This is a genomic window from Paenibacillus sp. J31R98, from assembly GCF_056269245.1.
The window spans coordinates 411,271-431,698 of the sequence record NZ_JBWDNO010000002.1 but is presented as its reverse complement, the minus strand read 5'-3'; the positions used below and the strand labels follow the sequence as shown (position 1 = coordinate 431,698).

The window sequence follows — 20,428 nt, the reverse complement described above, 5'->3', positions numbered from 1 at the left end:
ATGGCGAAAGTCCGCGTAGGACGTGTAGGTGAACAAATCAAGAAAGAATTAAGCCAGCTCATTCAGACGGAGCTTAAAGATCCGCGAATTGGCTTCATTACTGTAACGGGCGTCGATCTGACGAACGATATGTCCCAGGCGCGGATTTACCTTAGCGTGCTTGGCAGTGAAGAGCAGAAGGAGGAGACGCTGAAAGCACTTGCCCGTGGCAAAGGCTTCCTGCGCTCCGAGCTCGGCAAGCGAATTCGATTCCGTCACACGCCGGATCTGCTGTTCAAGTTCGACAGCAGCATCGAGTACGGCAGCCGGATCGAATCGCTGCTCACTGATATTAACGGCGGAAGTGTTCAGCAATGACCGCCGGAGATTCTGCGGCGTTCTCGGTCGCATACCTGGAGCAGCTTCAGAAGGCGCTTGAATTCATTCGAGGCGGCAATCGGTTTCTTGTCGTCTCGCATGTTCAGCCAGATGGCGACGCAATTAGCTCAACGATCGTTGTTGGCTGGCTGCTTGACCAGCTTGGCAAACAAGCCATCTTAATGAATGAAGGCAAAGTGCCTGTCCGGCTTCAATTTATGGACAGGTCCGCAATGATTATCAATTACAGCTTATCGCAGCCGACTGAGAAGTTCGATCGTATTATCGCGATCGATTGCGCTGATTTTCGCCGAATTGGTCTTGTGAGCACGCTATTTACCGATGACGCACAGCTTCTTAATATCGATCATCATCCTACTAATGATGCGTTCGGGGCGGCAAACTTGATCCGAGTCGATGCGGCTGCAACGGTTGAAATTTTGTATGATTTGATTGAGCACGGTGCGATCCCGCTGGATAAAGAAGTAGCAACCGCCATTTATACCGGTTTGTTAACGGATACGGGCGGTTTCCGCTATTCCAATACAACTCCTCGGGTGATGCATATTGCTTCACATATGCTTGCAGAGGGCGCGCCAGCTCATTATATCGCGAACCTGCTGCTGGAGATGATGACGAAGGCTCAGCTGCTTATCTTGCAGCGCGGCCTAAGCCGTCTTTTGTTCTCGGAGGATAACAAGATCGCTTCACTCTACATAACACATGCGGACATGGCAGAGACTGGCGCCATCGGTGATGATCTAGAAGGTCTCGTCAATTATGCGCTTAATGTGGAAGGTGTAGAAGTGGGCATTTTGCTCAAAGAAACCGAGAATGGCGAAGTGAAAGTAAGCATGCGTTCCGCCGGCAAGGTGGACGTATCTGCGATTGCGCAATCATTCGGCGGTGGAGGACATGTTCGTGCGGCTGGCTGCAGGCTTGCGCATGGCATTCTTGAATCTTCCGCATTAGTAGTCAATGCAGTAAGAGAGGCGCTGGATAAATGATGGATGGCATCTTGGCGGTCTGGAAGCCAGCTGGCTGGACCTCTCACGACGTCGTTGCAAAAGTTAGAAGATTGATCAAGGTGAAGCGCATCGGACATACCGGTACGCTCGATCCCGAAGTAACAGGCGTGCTTCCGCTCTGCATTGGCAGAGCGACGCGTGTCGTCGAATATGTGCAAGAGCGTCCGAAGAGCTACGAAGCAGAGATGAAATTCGGTATCGCTACGGATACCGAAGATATGTCAGGCACTGTACTGAGTGAGCTTCCTTCCGTAACTATTACGGAAGACGAGATTCGGCGCGTTCTCGCTACATTTATCGGAGAGATCGAACAAGTACCGCCGATGTATTCCGCGGTGAAGGTAGACGGCAAACGGCTCTATGAGCTTGCACGAGAAGGACAAGTCGTTGAACGGAAGTCGAGAGTGGTCACAATCCACAAGCTCGAGCTGCTTGAGATGAAGCTGGATCAGCCTCATCCGACGATTCGATTCTCGGTGGAATGCTCCAAGGGCACTTATATCCGAACCCTTTGCGTTGATATTGGACAAGCGCTTCATGTTCCGGCAGTTATGGTGAAATTGACTCGAACGATGTCAGGCGGCTTCACAGAAGCGGACTGCTACACGCTCGAATCGATTGCAGAGCTAATGGAATCAGGCGAGCTTGCTTCGAAGCTGACACCAGCTGATCAGGCGATTAATCACTTTCCACGCGCGACGGTGAGCAACCACAATGTACAGCGTGCTTTTCAAGGGAAACGTATCGAGCTTCACTCGCTGCTCGAGCATGATCCATTCGAATTGGATGCGATCATTCGGTTGTATGGTGAAGATGGAACGTTTGCTGGTTTGTTCGAGCAAGATCAAGAAACAGCTTCGCTTAAAGGTGTGAAAGTTTTCACTCCTACCGCGTAAGCTTGTTATAGTGAAGATCATAAAGCAGGTGTGACTGCAGATGGAAATCATCTCATTACAATACCCGATTGCAACCACGTGCACAGAGCAGCAAACTGTGCCGAAGGCGCTGGCGATCGGTCATTTTGACGGTGTGCACCGCGGGCATCAGAATGTTATCCGCCGCGCGGTGGAATTGGCGAAGGCAACCGGGCTTCAAAGTGCGGTGATGACCTTTCATCCGCATCCGAAGGAAGTGCTTGGCCAAAGCGGGCAGTATGCAGTCAGCCTGACACCGCTTGAAGACAAGATTGAACGGTTTCGCCGGATTGGGGTCGACGTGGTCTATATTGTCACGTTCGATTTAACCTTTGCGGGCGTTTCGCCGGAAGATTTCGTAGGTCAGGTGCTGCGGCCGCTTCGTGTGAAGAAAGCGGTTGTCGGCTTTGACTTCACTTTCGGAGCAAAAGGCGCAGGGAAACCGGAAACGTTATGGGCTCTTGGGGAGCCGGACATCGAGGTGGAAATTGTGGATCCTTTCATGCAAGATGGCGATAAAGTAAGCAGCACGCTCATTCGTGAGGCGCTGCAAGATGGCCGTCCGGAAGCAGCCGAACAGCTGCTTGGCGAGCCTTATCAAGTTCGCGGAACTGTCATTCATGGGGAAGGCAGAGGGCGAACAATCGGATTTCCGACAGCCAATGTGAAGCCGGAAGCGGGCTTCATCGTTCCGAGACAAGGCGTTTATGCGATAATGGTTCACGTCGATGGCAAACGGATGCCGGGCGTGCTCAATATCGGTGTGAAACCGACATTCCATGAGAAGCTGCCAGAACCGGTGATGGAAGCGCATTTGTTTGACTTCAGCGGAGATCTGTATGATAAGACGATAACGATCGAATTCATCGCATTTCTTCGTACCGAGAAGAAGTTCGGCTCGATTGATGAGTTGGTTAGCCAGATCAAGGCAGATTCGGATAAAGCGCGGAATGTTTTGACAACCTATAATAAGTAATCGCCGATATCGGCATTTACTTTTGCTAGGCTGTTGTGCTATACTCTTAAAGGTTGCGTACCCATACTTCGTATGTAGGTCGCGCAACATCAGAACCTTAGCTTGGCCAGCTCGATTTTCACCGACGGCGGCGAGGCTAATGGCGATTATGATAGAAGGAGGTGAATACGGATGGCAATTACTCAAGAGGTTAAACACCAATTGATCGACGAGCACAAAACCCACGCGAACGATACTGGTTCACCAGAAGTTCAGATCGCTATCCTGACGAAAAACATCGTCAACTTGACAGATCACCTACGGACGCACAAGAAAGATCACCACTCGCGCCGCGGTCTGCTTAAGATGGTTGGTCAACGTCGTAAACTGTTGGCTTACCTGAAAAACAAAGATGTTAAACGTTACAGCGCATTGATCGAAAAACTCGGCCTTCGCCGTTAATAGATGCGGGGATAAAAGCAACCTGGTTGTTAAGCCGCCTGGGATTCCGGGACGGCTGCACTAGGTTGCTTTTTGTAAATGTGTGATACATACCGTTTATGAACTGCTCCATCGTGATATGAGGGGCTTTTCTTATAGATTTTTTTACAGCAGGAAATGGTAAGTAAGTTCACGAATGGAAACATTAGAAGACTGACAACCGGGTACCTTGAGTGAGGTATAGCGGTTGCGGTGAGGAGGATAATTATGCTGCAGCGTGTAGAAACAACATTAGGCGGCCGCCCGCTCGTTCTCGAGACAGGCCGTCTCGCTAAGCAAGCTAATGCAGCGGTTACCGTGAAATACGGTGAAACTGTTGTGCTTTGTACGGTCGTTGCATCGAACGAACCGAAGAACCTTGACTTTTTCCCGCTGACGGTGAACTACGAAGAGCGTCTGTACGCGGTTGGTAAGATCCCTGGCGGATTCATCAAGCGTGAAGGTCGTCCAAGCGAGAAAGCCATTCTTTCGAGCCGTCTGACAGACCGTCCGATTCGTCCATTGTTCCCGGAAGGCTTCCGGAACGAAGTGCAAATCGCGAACATCGTGATGAGCGTGGATCAAGACTGCTCACCGGAAATCGCAGCAATGATCGGTACATCTGCTGCACTGAGCATCTCGGATCTTCCGTTTAATGGTCCAATCGGTGGTGTTATCGTTGGCCGTATCGACGGTCAGTTCATCATCAACCCGACGGTTGACCAAGGGTCGAAGAGCGACATCTTTGTTGTTGTTTCCGGAACGAAAGATGCCATCATGATGGTGGAAGCGGAAGCAAACGAAGTGTCAGAAGAAGTTATGCTTGAAGCGATTATGTTCGGACATGACGAAATCAAGCGTATCGTGACATCGATCGAAGAGCTGCAAGGTCTTGCTGGCAAACAGAAGCTCGAAGTGAAGCTGCATGCGGTAAACGAATCGGTGAACGAAGCCGTTCGCGCGTTCGCGCAAGGACGTCTTGTTGAAGCTGTTCGTGTTGTTGAGAAGCATGCAAGACAAGAAGCGATTGACGCAGTCAATGCAGATGCTGTTGCTCACTTTGAAGCGGAGTATGCTGAAACACCTGAGCTTCTTGGCGACGTGAAAGAAGTGCTTTATGATATCGTCAAAGAAGAAGTTCGTCGTTTGATTACTCATGATAAAGTTCGTCCGGATGGACGGGCATTGGCTGAGATTCGTCCAATTGAATGTGACGTAGCTATTCTGCCGCGTACACACGGCACTGGCTTGTTCACGCGTGGACAAACACAAGCACTCAGCATTTGTACGCTTGGTGCACTGGGCGACGTTCAAATTCTTGACGGTATCGACCTGACAGAAACGAAACGCTTCATGCACCACTACAACTTCCCGCCGTTCAGCGTTGGTGAAGCAAGACCGCTTCGTCCTCCAGGCCGTCGCGAAATCGGTCACGGTGCTCTTGGTGAGCGTGCGTTGTCGAAAGTCATCCCAAGTGAAACGGAATTCCCGTACACAATCCGTCTTGTATCCGAGGTGTTGGAATCGAACGGTTCCACAAGCCAAGCAAGTATTTGCGCAAGCACACTTGCGATGATGGATGCAGGCGTTCCAATTAAAGCACCGGTTGCAGGTATTGCAATGGGTCTGATCAAAGACGGCGATCACTTCTCCATCCTCTCGGATATTCAAGGTATGGAAGATCACCTCGGCGATATGGACTTCAAAGTTGCAGGTACTGCTGCAGGCGTAACGGCGATCCAGATGGACATCAAGATCAACGGTATCGACCGCGCAATTCTGTCGCAATCGCTGGAGCAAGCCCGCGAAGGCCGTATGCACATTCTGGGCAAAATGAATGAAGTGATGGCTACACCGCGTACAAGCTTGTCGCAATACGCGCCTAAGATTGTCATCATGAAGATTCACCCGGACAAAATCCGTGACGTTATCGGTTCGGGCGGTAAAATCATCAATAAAATCATTGATGAAACTGGCGTAAAAATCGATATCGAGCAAGACGGAACTGTGTTCATCGCGTCTTCCAATGCAGAAGCGAATGAGCGTGCGAAACAAATTATCGAAGGCATCGTCCGTGAAGTTATTGTGGGCGAGGTTTACCTCGGCACAGTTAAGCGGATCGAGAAATTCGGCTGCTTCGTTGAAATTCTGCCGAACAAAGATGGATTGGTGCACATTTCCCAAATCTCTTCTGAGCGCGTAGCGAAAGTAGAAGACGTGGTGAAGATCGGCGATCAAATTACAGTGAAGGTCACTGAAATTGATGCTCAAGGCCGTATCAACCTTTCCCGCAAAGTTCTTCTGACACCAGAAGTGCCAGCGCAACAATCATAATCAAGCTCGTTTGAGATGAAGGAGACAGATGCGAATCTGTCTCTTTTTTGCGTTTATCAAAAAAGATGCGTTTCATGTGCTTACTCATATTGTTGTCCGAGCCATAATAAGATGTAGGAGAAAGGATGGGACAATGTATGAAGCTGAAGAAAACACTTGTGATGGCGCTCGTGATGTGTGCACTGCTGTTTACCGTGCGGTTGAACGAACCGCTTTCCTTATATGTCGCTGCAATGAAGCACGGAGGTGCGACTACAGATATACAAGCCTTCGATGCATCATTTGGAATCAGCACGCTGCTGGACATGATTGAATCAGAGGCGCAGAAGAAGCGGGTAGCGGCTGTAGATGCAACGGTTGACCGGGTGTGGAAAGCCATTCCTGGTTACAATGGGCTGGAGATCGATGTCGAGAAGACCTATTTGCTGATGAAGAATGCGCCGGAGAATGTCCCGATCCGCTACGTGTATAAGGAAGTTGAGCCGAAGGTTAGCTTAGACTCGCTCGGACGGTATCCAATCTATAAGGGCAATCCGAACAAGCACATGGTTTCTCTGATGATCAACGTGGCATGGGGGAACGAGTATATTCCTTCGATGCTAGCGACGTTGAAGAAAGAAAATGTGAAAGCGACTTTTTTTCTGGACGGTTCATGGCTTAAGAAGAACACAGATGTCGCCAAGCTCATACAAGCAGATGGACATGAAATCTCCAATCATGCCTACACGCATCCGAATATGAGTCAGTTAGACCGCCGTTCTGCATATAATCAAATTGCAAAGACTGAAGCGCTATTGCAATCGACTTTGCACGTGAAGAACAAATGGTTCGCACCGCCGTCAGGTGACTTCAATCAAATGACGGTTGATGTGGCAGCAGAGCAGGGATTGAAGACGGTGCTGTGGACACTCGACACGGTTGATTGGAAGCATCCTCCGGCCTATTCGATCATCCGTAAAGTACGTACGAGGGTGGAACCCGGCTCGCTCATACTCATGCATCCGACGGATTCTTCAAGTGCAGCGCTCGAAGGCATTATAACAGCCATTAAACAGAAAGGACTGAGGCTAGGGACGGTGAGTGAGACGCTTTCCTCCAAAAGAATAGCTTTAGTTGAGGCAGCACCATAATTTTGATATAGTGGAGACATTGTATTTCTGCTTCTAGTGCAACACCATAAAATGACAACTGCTCGAACGAACATACAGGCAGCAGAAACGTGTAGGAGGAATTGCACTTGAATATTTATAAATTAAGCAACGGATTGCGTGTGGTTGTGGAATATATCCCAACTTGCCGCTCCGTCTCATTCGGGATTTGGGTAAAGACAGGTTCCCGCAACGAAACACCGGAGAATAACGGAGTATCCCACTTCATCGAACATATGCTGTTCAAAGGAACGGAGCGTCACAGCGCCAAAGATATTGCAGATCTCTTCGACGGTATCGGCGGGAACGTGAACGCTTTTACCGCGAAGGAGTACACCTGTTATTTTGCCAAGGTACTTGACCAGCACTTGCCAATCGCTGTAGATGCTCTTGCGGATATGTTCTTCAATTCGCAGATGGATGCAGGCGAGCTCGCTAAAGAGAAAAATGTCATTCTCGAAGAAATTTCGATGTACGAAGATACGCCAGACGACAAGGTCCATGATGAAGCGTCCCGTGCTGCTTACGGCGATCATCCGCTTGCTTATTCGATTCTCGGTCTGGAAGAGCGTCTTAGTGCCATGAACGGCGATTCTCTTCGTGCCTATATGAAGAGCAACTACCGGATCGACAATACGGTCATCGCGGTTGCCGGTAATGTAGAAGAAGCGTCGCTGATTGAATTGCTTGAGAAGCATTTTGGCGGATTCCGCAATGTTGGCAGTGAAATAGCTGTTACGACGCCGACGTTCAGCGGCCAGTACGTCTTCCATAAGAAGAAGACCGAACAGAATCATATTTGCATCACCTTCCCAGGCTGTTCCATTGCAGATCCGCAGCTGTATGCGATGATTCTGCTTAACAATGCAGTTGGCGGCGGCATGAGCTCCAGACTGTTCCAAGAAATCCGCGAGAAGCGCGGGCTTGCATACTCTGTCTACTCGTACCATACTTCGTATGCAGACAGCGGTTTGTTTACGGTCTATGCGGGTACTGCGCCGAAGCAGACGAAGGAAGTACTTGATCTGACGCTGGAGCAAATGCATGATCTCGCTGTTAAAGGGCTAAGCGATGCAGAACTGCACCGCGGCAAAGAACAGCTCAAGGGCAGCCTTATTCTAAGCCTGGAAAGCACAAGCAGCCGGATGAACCGTCTCGGTAAGAATGAGCTGATGCTTGGTCGTCATTATACGCTGGATGAAATGCTGGAGCGGATCGATTCCGTACAGATGAGTGATATTCAAGCGGTTACCAAGAGAATGCTATCTGTTCCTTTCTCAGTCGCAATGGTAGGCAGCAACGATAAAGCAGCAGCAGCAATCGGGAGGGACTCACTTGTTTCAAGTAGCATTTAAACGGTTGCCTGGCAACGAAGATATGCAATTACCACGCAAAATGTCTGAGCTTGCAGCCGGATTCGATCTGCAAGCAGCGGTGAGCGAACCTGTTACCCTGCAGCCCGGCGAACGGAAGCTCATTCCGACGGGCTTCTCGATGGCAATGCCAGGCGAACTCGAAGCACAAATTCGACCGCGAAGCGGGCTCGCGTTCAAGCATGGCATCACGTGCTTGAACTCACCGGGCACGATCGACGCGGACTATCGCGGCGAGGTGAAGGTACTGCTCATCAATCACGGGCTGGAACCGTTCGTCATCGAACGCGGCGAGCGCATCGCGCAGATGGTGTTCCAGCTCGTGCCGGCGGTCGAAATCTCCGAAGTCGAAGAGCTTCCGGATACTGTCCGCGGCTCAGGCGGGTTTGGACATACAGGCGTGTAAGACACAAACAGGACTGATGGACTAGATTTATACCGAAAGCGGCACAGAGGTTATACTCTGTACCGCTTTTTTTGTTGTTCCTCCCCGCGTAAATGAGAGCATAGCAGTCGAATGATTCTGTAGGAGCGCCAGCGTCCGCCTTTGTACTTGGATTCCTACATCGTTCAAATCGTTCAAGGAATCCAAGTACAACAGCGGCCGAAAGAACATTCGACGGCGAAGCGGCCCAGTTTACGCAATTCTCCTTTCACCCTGCTCTGGGCGAATGCATAAGATGATCTATAACCAAGAGCGCATGAGGCAAAATCGCCAGTGCGCTTGCTATTTGCGCCATCGGCTGCAGCTTACTGTCAACCGGGACGCTGCTTAAGAGCGCCTAATGGCTTGCGTGTTACCGCGGGCCTGAAGTGCAACTTGTTCTGCACCTAGCGGTTGCAGTGGAAAGGAAGTGATACCTATGCTGACAGGAGTTCAGGTCTTACTTCTCGGAGGGGACGCCCGGGGACTGGAGGTCATCCGGAAGCTGACCGAGCTCGATGCGCTCGTCACTGTCGCCGGCTTCGATCAGCTGCATTCTTCACTCGACGGGGCGGTACGGGCCGAGATGAGCGAAGATTTGTTCACAAGTGCGGATGCGCTTGTGCTGCCTGCGGTTGGTACTGATGATGACGGGAAGATTGTCGCCGTGTTCAGTGACAAGGAGCTTACGCTGACCGATGATCATGTAGCGAAGCTGCCGAAGCATTGTACCGTTTATACAGGAATGGCGAAGCCTTACTTGCGTAACTTGTGCGCAAAGCATGGCATTCGGTTGGTGGAGCTGTTTGACCGAGATGATGTTGCGATATACAACTCGATTCCGACAGCCGAAGGGGCCGTCATGATGGCGATCCAGAACACGGACATCACGATTCATGGGTCCTCATGTATGGTGCTCGGTATCGGCAGAACCGGGTTTACGCTGGCAAGAACGCTCCAGGGATTAGGGGCAAAAGTGAAGGTCGGCGTACGCCGCGAGGAGCATTTTGCAAGGGCTTATGAGATGGGCTTTGAGCCCTTTTATCTCAAGGAACTGTTGCATCATGTGAGCAATATTGACTTGCTTTTTAATACAATTCCGACTATGATAGTCACAGCGCAAATTATAGCAAATTTGCCATCGCGAGCGGTCATTATCGACCTCGCTTCAAAGCCCGGCGGAACGGATTTTCGCTTTGCGGAGAAGCGTGGAATTAAAGCTATGCTCGCCCCCGGTCTACCTGGCATCGTCGCACCTAAAACCGCTGGACGTATCATTGCGGATTGTTTAAGTCGATTGATTATGGAAGATTCTTTGCAACGGGGGAATGGGCAATGAAGTGGCAAGGCAAAACGGTGGGCTATGCGCTCTCCGGTTCACATTGTACGTTTGCAGAAGTAATGCCGGTAATCCAGCGGTTTGTCGATGAAGGAGCGAACGTCGTTCCAATTGTGTCGCAGACACTCATTACGACAGATACGCGTTTCGGAACAGCAGCAGAATGGCAGCGTCAATTGAGGTCGATTACAGGCAACGAAATTATATCCACGATCGTCGATGCGGAGCCCCTGGGGCCATCCAAACTGCTCGACGTCCTTGTTATTGCGCCCTGCACGGGCAATACAACAAGCAAACTTGCCAACGCGATGACTGACGGTCCCGTTCTAATGGCAGCGAAGTCGCAGATGCGTAATCAGCGTCCGCTCGTGCTTGCGATTTCAACGAATGACGGTCTGGGCTTGAATGCCGCGAATATTGCCAAATTATTAATCACGAAGAATGTTTATTTTGTACCCTTTGGCCAAGACAATCCAATTCAGAAGCCGAACTCGCTCGTCGCTAAGATGGAGCTAGTTCCGGAAGCTTGTGAAGCGGCGCTGCTAGGCAAGCAGCTGCAACCACTCCTTATTGAGCGTACTTAACTGTTTAGTGAAGTGCGCGCTTATGCTAATTGAAATTGTTTGAATTCATATGCAATTGGAGCAATCCCTTGACATAAGGTTTTTTTAAGGAGGAAACAGCAGCCAGTGTCGCAGAAATTGTTTAACGTCGCAGTAGTTGGGGCGACAGGCGCAGTAGGGGAACAAGTTATTGGCTTGCTCGAGAAAAGGAACTTTCCGATTCAAGAGCTGAAGTTGCTTTCTTCCGCACGTTCGGCAGGTACGAAGATCATGTTTAAAGGTAAAGAGCATACAGTCGAAGAAGCTACACCAGAAAGTTTCAAAGGGATCGAAATCGCCTTGTTCAGTGCGGGCGGCGATGTGTCTAAGCTGCTCGCCCCCCACGCTGTCGAGAGCGGTGCGGTATGTATCGACAATACGAACGCATTCCGCATGGATCCAGAAACACCGCTTATCGTACCGGAAGTGAATATCGATAAAGTATCGGAGCACAAAGGGATCATTGCGAACCCGAACTGCTCGACGATTCAGCTTGTAGCGGCACTTAAGCCATTGCAAGATCGGTATGGCATCTCCCGCATTATCGTTTCGACGTATCAAGCCGTTTCAGGAGCAGGCACTCGTGCAATTGACGAGCTGCTGCGCCAAACCCGCGATGCGCTTGACGGTCATGACGTGAACCCTGACATTTTGCCAGTAGGCTCGTTGCCGGTAAAGCATCAAATTGCATTCAATGCCATTCCGCAAATTGATAAGTTCCAGGACAACGGCTATACACTTGAAGAGATGAAGATGGTTCGCGAGACGAAGAAGATTTTGGGTGATGATTCCATTGAAGTGACAGCGACTTGCGTGCGTATTCCAGTCGTATACGGTCACTCAGAATCAGTATACGTAGAGCTGAAGAATGATTATGAATTAGATGAAGTAAGGAAGCTCCTTGCAGAGGCTCCAGGTGTTGCGCTCGTTGATGACCCGACCAATCAGCTTTACCCGCTTGCGACTATCGCTGCAGGTAAACCAGATGTGTTCGTCGGCCGTTTGCGCCGTGATTTGGGCCATGCAAGGGGACTAAACCTGTGGATCGTATCGGATAATCTGCTTAAAGGCGCAGCATGGAATGCAGTACAGATCGCAGAATATATCGCTATCGAGATGGAATAAGGGTTCATAACAAGAGTAGATTGTCAGAATACCAACGATTCAGGCGGTTAAATCCGACAGAATACGGAGGTTTGACAATGCGCATCCTTGTACAAAAGTTCGGTGGCACTTCGCTGTCTTCGAATGAGGCAAGAGAGCTGGTCATCGGACATATTCAACGGGAGCGGCAACGACAGTATGGACTTGTCGTTGTCGTCTCTGCAATGGGGAGAAAAGGCGATCCGTATGCAACGGACACGCTGCTCTCGCTCATTCGCAGTCACGGCGATTCCTTGCCGCCTAAAGAACAAGACATGCTGCAAGCTTGCGGCGAGATCATCTCGGCCGCAGTTATGTGCAGCTTGCTCCGCGCGGCGAATATTCCCGCGGTTGCGCTTACAGGCGGCGGCGCCGGTATCATAACGGACAGTCAATTCGGCCGTGCGCGAATTCTTGAAATCCGTACGGAGGCCATTCATAAAGCGCTGAAGGACGGCAATGTTGTTATCGTTACGGGGTTCCAGGGCGTAACGGAAGCAGGGGAAATGACGACGCTAGGCAGAGGCGGCAGCGACACGTCGGCAACGGCGCTTGGTGCCGCGCTTCATGCAGAGCGTGTTGATATTTATACAGATGTGAACGGCATACTGACAGCCGATCCACGGATCGTGAAGGATGCTCGTCCATTAACCGTCATTAGCTACGCTGAGATTGGCAATATGGCCAGACAAGGTGCAAAAGTGATTCACCCGCGTGCCGTTGAGATCGCGCAGCAAGCGCGTATTCCGCTGCGCGTTCGCTCGACATTCTCCGAAGAGGAAGGCACGCTTGTTACGGATACATTCGATGCTGCGAGAGCTGCGGTTCGTGATCGTCACGTAACCGGCGTCGCGCATGTCAGCGGAGTCACGCAAATTACGGTGCAAGCACAGGATGGTCATACGGACGTGCAACTGCAGGTTTTTCAAGCGATGGCACGTCACCAGATCAGTGTTGATTTCATTAATGTAAATCCCGGCGGCGCTGTGTATACGGTGTTCGATCACGATGCAGACAAAGCGGTATCGGTGTTGCACGAGATCGGTTATATGCCTAAAGCGGTAAGCAGCTGTGCCAAGATTTCGGTCATTGGCGGCGGCATGAACGGTGTTCCGGGCATTATGGCGCGGATTGTGGAAGCGCTGACGGAACAAGGAATTCCAATTCTGCAATCTGCTGACTCCAATACGACTATCTGGGTGTTGGTCAGCGAGAGTTATATGGCAAGCGCGCTTCAAGCGCTGCATGCCAAGTTTTCATTGCACGAGTAAACAGCAAAGAATGATGCTTACGATGCCAAGTAGATGCTTACGATTGTGCAACCTGCCCTCGTAAACGATATAGGAGGAGTCATAATGGATTTCGGAAGAATAGTTACTGCAATGGTTACCCCGTTCCACGCAGACGGGTCGATTGACTGGGAAACAACAGGACGGTTGATGGACTATTTGATCGAGGAACAACAAACGGACAGTATCGTCGTATCTGGTACGACTGGAGAATCTCCAACGCTCACCGACGATGAGAAGATCGCTTTGTTTACTTATGCTGTAAAACACGCGGCTGGCCGCTGCAAGATTATCGCAGGCTCAGGCAGCAACGAGACCGCTCATTCGATCCATTTGACGAAAGTCGCAGAGCAATGCGGCGTCGATGCAGCACTTATTGTCGTTCCTTACTATAATAAGCCGACACAAGAAGGCATTTATCAGCATTTCAAAGTCATTGCAGAAGGAACGAAGCTGCCAATTATGGCGTACAACGTTCCTGGTCGTACCATCGTTAGCATGTCTGCTGAGACGACGCTGCGGATCGCACAAATTCCGAATATCGTCGCAACAAAAGAATGCGCATCGCTCGACCAAGTGACTCAGATCGTATCTGAAGCGCCAGAAGGCTTCACCGTTTACAGCGGTGATGACAGCAGTGCTTTGCCTGCTATCGCCGTTGGCGCGCACGGTATCGTAAGCGTAGCGAGCCACATTATTGGCAAGGAAATTCGTGAAATGATCAATTGCTATTTGGATGGTCAAGTGCAGCAAGCGGCGAAGCTGCATGCGAAGTCGCTGCCGATCTTCCGCGGACTGTTCGACCTGCCGAATCCGGTGCTCGTTAAAGCGGCACTCAAGGAGAAGGGGCTGCCGGTTGGTGGCGTTCGACTTCCTCTTGTCGACGCGACAGAGGCGGAGCTCGCACCGCTTCGTAAGATTTTGAACTAATTCATTATTGTATGTTTATTCATAGTTGCTGCATTCGCGAAAAACCGATGCGCTTGCATCGGTTTTTCGTTTAGGTGACAGAACTTACAAGTTTTTACTTGTGTAAATTTTAAATATTTTCTCCGTGCAACGTAAGCTATCGCCGTCAGAAGACGTCCTAATTCGGTTATTCTTCGGATACAGTTATTACCGATTACTTGTTTTTCGTATTTTCAATCATGTATAATGAAGGCAAGTGACGGTGTGCGGCAAAATATTGAAAATGGGTAACGCCTAGGGTGGCGTTCAATGCACTAGTTATTAATTGCATGCGTTTTCGATCCTGCGGGAGGAAGCGACAAACGATGCAATTTCATGCGCGACAAATAAATGATTATATGGTGCGGACAAGCACTCTTCAGTTTGCAGCCGTCTTGCTGCAGCTGTGGTTTGTTTTGCTTCGTAAAACTATTAGGAGGTACGGATACACTTGTCTAAGAAAAACATCCAGGATAAGCTGCTTGTCTTTGCATTAGGCGGCGTTGGCGAGATCGGTAAGAACATGTACGTGATCCAATATGGAAACGATATCGTCGTAGTTGATGCAGGTCTGAAGTTCCCAGAAGAAGATATGCTCGGAATTGATATCGTTATCCCTGACATAACGTATTTGACGGAGAACCGTGATAAAGTAAGAGGGATTCTCATTACGCACGGACACGAAGATCACATCGGCGGTTTGCCATATGTGCTCAAGAATCTAAATGTGCCGCTTTACGGCACGAAATTAACACTCGGCTTGATCGAAGGTAAACTGAAGGAAGCGGGCTTGCTCGGCGAGACGAAGCGCATCCTGATCAATGCGGATACAGAGATCCAACTCGGTTCGATCCGCGCATCCTTCTTCAAAACAAATCACAGTATTCCGGATTCGGTCGGCGTATGCTTGGACACGCCTGAGGGCTTGGTTGTTCACACAGGCGACTTCAAGTTTGACCACACGCCGGTTAACAATCAATATGCGGATCTGCAGCGTATGGCTGGCATCGGAGCTCGCGGCGTTCTTGCGCTTCTGTCCGATTCCACGAATGCGGAGCGCGCAGGCTTCACGCCTTCGGAGAGCATGATCGGCAATGAGCTTGAAGATATTTTCCGCAAAGCGACACAGCGTGTTATCGTTGCAACGTTCGCTTCGAACGTTCACCGGATTCAACAAGTCGTGAACGCAGCAGTTGCTACAAAACGTAAAATCGCTGTCGTTGGCCGCAGTATGGTCAATGTCGTATCCGTTGCTTCCGAGCTCGGCTACTTGAACATTCCGGAAGGCATGATCATCGAGCCTGAAGAAGTGAACAAAATGGCAGCAGACCGCGTCGCTGTCCTTTGCACAGGCAGCCAAGGTGAGCCAATGTCCGCCCTCACAAGAATGGCGCGTTCGACGCACCGTAAAGTGGACATTTTGCCAGGTGACACAGTTATTATTGCAGCTACGCCAATCCCAGGCAACGAGCGTTATGTCGGCCGTACGGTGGACGAGCTGTTCCGCCTAGGCGCGAACGTAATCTATGGACCAGGCTCTGTATCCGGCGTACACGTATCCGGTCACGGCAGCCAAGAAGAACTGAAGCTGATGTTGAACTTGATCAGACCGAAGTATTTCATTCCAATTCACGGCGAGTATCGTATGCTTCGTCAGCATGCACTGCTCGGTGAAGCAGTCGGTATCGAGCGCGAGAACATCTTCGTTCTTGATAATGGCGAAACCGTTGAATTCCAAGGTGGACAAGCGCGTAAAGGCAGCAAAGTGCCAGCAGGCAACGTTCTCATCGACGGTCTTGGCGTTGGTGATGTAGGCAACATCGTACTTCGCGACCGCAAGCTGCTCTCGCAAGACGGTATTCTCGTTGTTGTCGTAACGCTTAGCAAGCAAGACGGTACTATTCTGTCCGGTCCGGACATTATCTCCCGCGGCTTCGTCTACGTGCGTGAATCCGAAGGTTTGCTCGAAGAAGCGAACCGGATCGTAACTTCAACTTTGCATAAGCTAATGAACGACAAAGTCAATGAATGGGCTTCGCTGAAGACGAACGTGAAGGACGCGCTTGGCCGCTTCCTGTATGAGCAAACACGCCGTCGCCCAATGATTTTGCCAATCATTATGGAAGTATAGGATTACAACCAGTAACGGTCTTCTCACTTGAGTGAGAAGGCCGTTTTTTGCGTTCTGCTGCCCCAATTGTATAAATCTGAGAAGAAATTCCATACTATGCAGAGCCGAACCATAGGCAAAATTGGAGGAGGTTTACGCAATGTGGGAAGAAGGGAATCAGTACAAATCAGAGCAACCGCAGCCGCAGCCGGAGCCGCCGGCAGGTGACCGCAAGCCATCGAGCGCTAATCCGGTCGTAGAAGCGATTACGCAGCTTGGGCAGACATCGACGCCGTCATCATCGGAATCGAATATATTTTGTTTGACGATCATTGGACAGGTGGAAGGGCATCTCGTGCTTCCGCCGCAAAATAAAACGACGAAGTATGAGCATCTCATTCCACAGCTCGTAGCAGCGGAGCAAAGTTCGAAGATCGAAGGCATTATGATCGTGCTTAATACCGTTGGAGGCGATGTGGAAGCAGGGCTCGCCATTGCAGAGATGATCTCTTCGATTACGAAGCCGACTGTGACGCTCGTGCTTGGCGGAGGGCACTCGATTGGTGTTCCCATCGCGGTTGCAGGGAATAAATCATTCATTGCAGAGACGGCAACGATGACGATTCATCCGATTCGGTTGAACGGGCTTGTAATTGGCGTGCCGCAAACGTTCGAGTATTTGGACAAGATGCAAGAACGCGTCGTAAGGTTCGTGACCTCTCATTCGAACATATCGGAAGAGAAATTCAAGGAGCTCATGTTCAAGACAGGCGAATTGACGCGAGATATCGGTACAACGGTTATCGGCACCGATGCGGTGAAGCATGGTTTGATTGATGAGGTAGGGGGGATTGGTCAGGCGCTGCGCCAACTTAATCTCTTCATTGACGAGCGTAAGCAGTCTGCACCAAGCGGAGGGCTGACACAATGACTATCTATTCGATTATGCCGTCTGAGCTCGTATTCGACGGGATTAATAATGAGCCAGGTCCGTACGTGTCGCTCCAAATTGGAGATGTTACGTTACAGATTGAAGCAGTCTCATCTGGAATCGGCCGTATCGTTCGGCTGCTTGACGGTCCGCTCGATGCGTATTTGCGACCGGAATTATCGCCGGGAACCCTTATCCCATATGGACACCCGGTGTCGTAAGCTTTGATACAGATTGGATAAAAGTAGAACAAATGGTCGGTCTCCTATGGTATAATAAGGACCAGAGGTGACGATTTTGGCGAAGAAAAAGAAGAAACGAAAAAGCTCGATTAAGACGAGCCTTAAATATGAAGTGTACGGGATTCTGCTCATTACAGTGTCTGTCATTGCGCTCTCAGGTGAGGCGACAGTCGGTCGATCGTTATCGAAGCTGTTTGGCCTCATACTGGGTAAGTTTTATTTTGTCCTTGCATTAGCAGGCATTTACGTGGGGCTTGCCGTTATGGTGAAACGTGCATGGCCCTCAGGCTGGTCGAGCCGCAAGACTGGGTTACTGCTGTGCGTCCTTGCATGTACCCTATGGAGCTCGATTGCGGTTATGGACCAGAAGACAGAGCCGACAGGCGGCCTAACTGCCTCATACATACTTGCACAGCTTGGCAGTGATGTGCGCGGGGCCCTCTTTAATGCGCCGACAGGAGATCAAGGTGTAGTTGCATCCATTAGTGGGGGCTATGCAGGAGCGATGCAGTATACGCTGCTCTATTGGTTGTTTGGTTATTTTGGCGCGAAGTTCATTATGATTGTTATGTTCGCAATCGCGATCATGCTCATGACAGGCAAATCCTATGTGGATCTGATGCGCGCAGGACGGGAGCGTGGAGGAAGGCTATGGTCCTTGCTGCGCGTGAAGCTGTTCAGCAAGCGACAGTCGATGAAATCCTCCAGCGCGAAAGGCGCCGCAGCTGCAGGCACCGTCGTCATGACAGATGATCTGGACGATGATGATGACTACGAAGAACTCCCAAGACCAGTTAAACAAAAGCGCAAGTCGCCATTCTTCTCCTGGTTCAATGATGTGCCGAACGGATCGAATGCCGAAACTCACGATAACGAATGGCAGATGGAAGACGGTAATTCCGCTGCAGGGATGAAGGGTGGAAGCCGAGCGGTACAATGGCAAGATGATGAGGACGAGCAAGACGAGAATGGCTGGCAAGCGAACGTGCTGGAGCAGTTTAAAGAGACTGGGCCTCAGTCTCCTACGCAAGCACTGCAAGCAGAACCAGCGGCAGTTGAACCGGAATGGGTGAAAATTGCCGATACCGATGCAGACGCTGCTGTAATCTCGGATTATGTGCCTGATGATGAGCTTGAACCGCCGTTTAGGAATGAAGATGAGAATGACGACTTGGATGAGGAATTCAACAGCGATCTGCCTGCCACGAATTTACCGACAAGTCCGGCGATTACACCGGATGAACCGGATAGCTTGGAGAGTCCGGGCAGCATCGTGAAGCCGCCTACCGAGAAGCCTTACGTGTTGCCTCCGCTGACGCTTCTGCAGAAGCCGAGCGGAAGCGGGAAGTCCGGAGATTCCGCGGATTCAATCGAGGCGCGCCGGAAACTGGAAGCGACGCTGGAGAGCTTCGGCGTGCGTGCGAAGGTGCTTGATGTTGTAAGAGGTCCGGCGGTGACGCGGTACGAAGTGCAGCCTGCAACCGGCGTGAAAGTAAGCCGGATCGTTGGTTTAACGGATGACATCGCGCTTGCCCTGGCAGCGAAGGATATTCGGATGGAAGCGCCGATTCCGGGCAAGTCTGCCATCGGGATCGAGGTTCCGAACACCGAGGTTTCCGTGGTGACGATGCGCGAAGTCATGGAGACGCCTTCATTCCAGAACGCCAGCTCCAAGCTGTCGATTGCATTCGGACGCGATATTTCCGGTCAACCGATCGTCGGCAATTTGGCTAAGATGCCCCATTTGCTCGTAGCAGGCGCCACCGGTTCGGGTAAATCGGTTTGTATCAATGGCATTATTTCGAGCATTCTGTTCAAAGCGCGTCCAGATGAAGTGAAGCTGCTCATGATTGACCCTAAGATGGTCGAGCTCAATATGTACAACGGCATTCCGCACCTTCTGGCTCCGGTTGTCACCGATCCGAGACGGGCATCGCTTGCTCTGAAGAAGATCGTAGTCGAGATGGAGAAGCGCTATGAGCTCTTCTCGAAGTCGGGAACACGGAACATTGAAGGCTATAATACGCTGATGGCGGATAATCCGGCAGCTGTACTTCCATATATCGTCGTTATCGTGGACGAGCTTGCCGACCTCATGATGGTAGCCGCTAATGATGTCGAGGATTCGATCTGCCGTCTCGCGCAGATGGCGCGCGCATCCGGTATCCACTTGATCATTGCAACGCAGCGTCCATCCGTTGACGTTATTACAGGCCTCATTAAAGCGAACATTCCTTCACGGATCGCTTTTGGCGTATCATCCCAGGTCGACAGCCGTACCATTCTCGACTCGGTCGGTGCAGAGAAGCTTCTCGGACGCGGAGATATGCTGTTCTTGCCGGTAGGCATGTCCAAGCCGATTCGCGTGCAAGGCGCTTGGCTGTCCGATCAGGAGGTTGAATCTATTGTTGCTTATGCTCGCGGTCAAGGCGAGGCTGAGTACAAAGAAGATCTCGTTCCAGAGATCGACGATAGCGTAACCGAGGCTGAAGAAATTCTTGATGATTTGTACGATCAAGCAGTTCGTATTGTGCTTGAGGCTAAACAAGCTTCCGTCTCGCTGCTGCAGCGTCGGATGCGAATTGGCTACACGCGTGCCGCAAGACTCATTGACCAGATGGAAGCGCGCAGCATTGTTGGCCCTTATGAGGGCAGCAAGCCGCGTGAAGTAATGCTGACGCTGGATCAATATGACGCAGGAAAGATTAGCTCCTGATCCAATTTCGTGCATAATCATTCCCTTGATTTCTCATACTAGCCATATGCTTCGCTTGCTAAGCGAAACCACTTGCAAGAGAAAGGCAGATACTA

General features: G+C 50.6%; 18 protein-coding genes. All 18 read left to right on the top strand.

Translation table 11 applies throughout. The features are described 5' to 3' along the window. The 18 genes from rbfA to AC0YNX_RS10320 all read left to right on the top strand — a co-directional run bounded on the left by rbfA (window position 1) and on the right by AC0YNX_RS10320 (window position 20,333). A complete protein-coding gene (rbfA, locus tag AC0YNX_RS10405; protein ID WP_475815617.1) occupies window positions 1-357 on the top strand; it encodes a 30S ribosome-binding factor RbfA in 357 nt (118 codons plus the stop codon). Continuing rightward, the gene (locus AC0YNX_RS10400; RefSeq protein ID WP_475815616.1) at window positions 354-1,364 is read left to right on the top strand and encodes a DHH family phosphoesterase; all 1,011 of its coding nucleotides are present in this window, start codon (window positions 354-356) and stop codon (window positions 1,362-1,364) included. Before rbfA ends, AC0YNX_RS10400 begins: the two co-directional genes overlap by 4 nt. Continuing rightward, window positions 1,361-2,281 carry a tRNA pseudouridine(55) synthase TruB gene (gene truB / locus AC0YNX_RS10395; protein ID WP_475815615.1) on the top strand — a complete coding sequence of 307 codons (921 nt, stop codon included), beginning with the start codon at window positions 1,361-1,363 and terminating at the stop codon, window positions 2,279-2,281. Before AC0YNX_RS10400 ends, truB begins: the two co-directional genes overlap by 4 nt. 40 nt (window positions 2,282-2,321) lie before the next feature. Next, on the top strand, window positions 2,322-3,275 hold the full coding sequence (locus AC0YNX_RS10390) for a bifunctional riboflavin kinase/FAD synthetase (protein ID WP_475815614.1): 954 nt from the start codon (window positions 2,322-2,324) through the stop codon (window positions 3,273-3,275). A gap of 171 nt (window positions 3,276-3,446) precedes the next feature. Then, window positions 3,447-3,716 (top strand): 30S ribosomal protein S15, encoded by a 270-nt coding sequence (gene rpsO, locus AC0YNX_RS10385; RefSeq protein ID WP_126016425.1) that lies wholly within the window; start codon window positions 3,447-3,449, stop codon window positions 3,714-3,716. Window positions 3,717-3,962: 246 nt separating this feature from the next. Then, the gene (gene pnp / locus AC0YNX_RS10380; RefSeq protein WP_475815613.1) at window positions 3,963-6,068 is read left to right on the top strand and encodes a polyribonucleotide nucleotidyltransferase; all 2,106 of its coding nucleotides are present in this window, start codon (window positions 3,963-3,965) and stop codon (window positions 6,066-6,068) included. A gap of 137 nt (window positions 6,069-6,205) precedes the next feature. Next, window positions 6,206-7,198, top strand: coding sequence for a polysaccharide deacetylase family protein (locus tag AC0YNX_RS10375; RefSeq protein ID WP_475815612.1), 993 nt, complete (start codon window positions 6,206-6,208; stop codon window positions 7,196-7,198). Between the two features lie 107 nt (window positions 7,199-7,305). Then, a complete protein-coding gene (locus AC0YNX_RS10370; protein ID WP_475815611.1) occupies window positions 7,306-8,571 on the top strand; it encodes a M16 family metallopeptidase in 1,266 nt (421 codons plus the stop codon). Next, window positions 8,552-8,995, top strand: coding sequence for a dUTP diphosphatase (dut, locus tag AC0YNX_RS10365; protein ID WP_475815610.1), 444 nt, complete (start codon window positions 8,552-8,554; stop codon window positions 8,993-8,995). The genes AC0YNX_RS10370 and dut overlap by 20 nt, the downstream gene beginning before the upstream one ends. A gap of 457 nt (window positions 8,996-9,452) precedes the next feature. Further along, on the top strand, window positions 9,453-10,352 hold the full coding sequence (gene dpsA / locus AC0YNX_RS10360) for a dipicolinate synthase subunit DpsA (RefSeq protein ID WP_475815609.1): 900 nt from the start codon (window positions 9,453-9,455) through the stop codon (window positions 10,350-10,352). Further along, the gene (locus AC0YNX_RS10355) at window positions 10,349-10,936 is read left to right on the top strand and encodes a dipicolinate synthase subunit B (RefSeq protein WP_475815608.1); all 588 of its coding nucleotides are present in this window, start codon (window positions 10,349-10,351) and stop codon (window positions 10,934-10,936) included. The genes dpsA and AC0YNX_RS10355 overlap by 4 nt, the downstream gene beginning before the upstream one ends. A 105-nt stretch (window positions 10,937-11,041) precedes the next feature. Further along, window positions 11,042-12,079 carry an aspartate-semialdehyde dehydrogenase gene (locus AC0YNX_RS10350; protein WP_475815607.1) on the top strand — a complete coding sequence of 346 codons (1,038 nt, stop codon included), beginning with the start codon at window positions 11,042-11,044 and terminating at the stop codon, window positions 12,077-12,079. Window positions 12,080-12,156: 77 nt separating this feature from the next. Further along, a complete protein-coding gene (dapG, locus tag AC0YNX_RS10345) occupies window positions 12,157-13,368 on the top strand; it encodes an aspartate kinase (RefSeq protein ID WP_475815606.1) in 1,212 nt (403 codons plus the stop codon). Window positions 13,369-13,452: 84 nt separating this feature from the next. After that, entirely contained in the window at window positions 13,453-14,316 is an 864-nt protein-coding gene (gene dapA / locus AC0YNX_RS10340; protein ID WP_475815605.1) for a 4-hydroxy-tetrahydrodipicolinate synthase, read from the top strand. A gap of 469 nt (window positions 14,317-14,785) precedes the next feature. Next, window positions 14,786-16,465 (top strand): ribonuclease J, encoded by a 1,680-nt coding sequence (locus AC0YNX_RS10335; RefSeq protein ID WP_475815604.1) that lies wholly within the window; start codon window positions 14,786-14,788, stop codon window positions 16,463-16,465. A 139-nt stretch (window positions 16,466-16,604) separates the two neighbouring features. Continuing rightward, window positions 16,605-17,375 carry a ClpP family protease gene (locus AC0YNX_RS10330; protein ID WP_475815603.1) on the top strand — a complete coding sequence of 257 codons (771 nt, stop codon included), beginning with the start codon at window positions 16,605-16,607 and terminating at the stop codon, window positions 17,373-17,375. Further along, a complete protein-coding gene (locus AC0YNX_RS10325) occupies window positions 17,372-17,596 on the top strand; it encodes a YlzJ-like family protein (protein WP_475815602.1) in 225 nt (74 codons plus the stop codon). Before AC0YNX_RS10330 ends, AC0YNX_RS10325 begins: the two co-directional genes overlap by 4 nt. A gap of 76 nt (window positions 17,597-17,672) precedes the next feature. Continuing rightward, a complete protein-coding gene (locus tag AC0YNX_RS10320; protein ID WP_475815601.1) occupies window positions 17,673-20,333 on the top strand; it encodes an FtsK/SpoIIIE family DNA translocase in 2,661 nt (886 codons plus the stop codon). The last annotated feature ends 95 nt before the right edge of the window (window positions 20,334-20,428 follow it).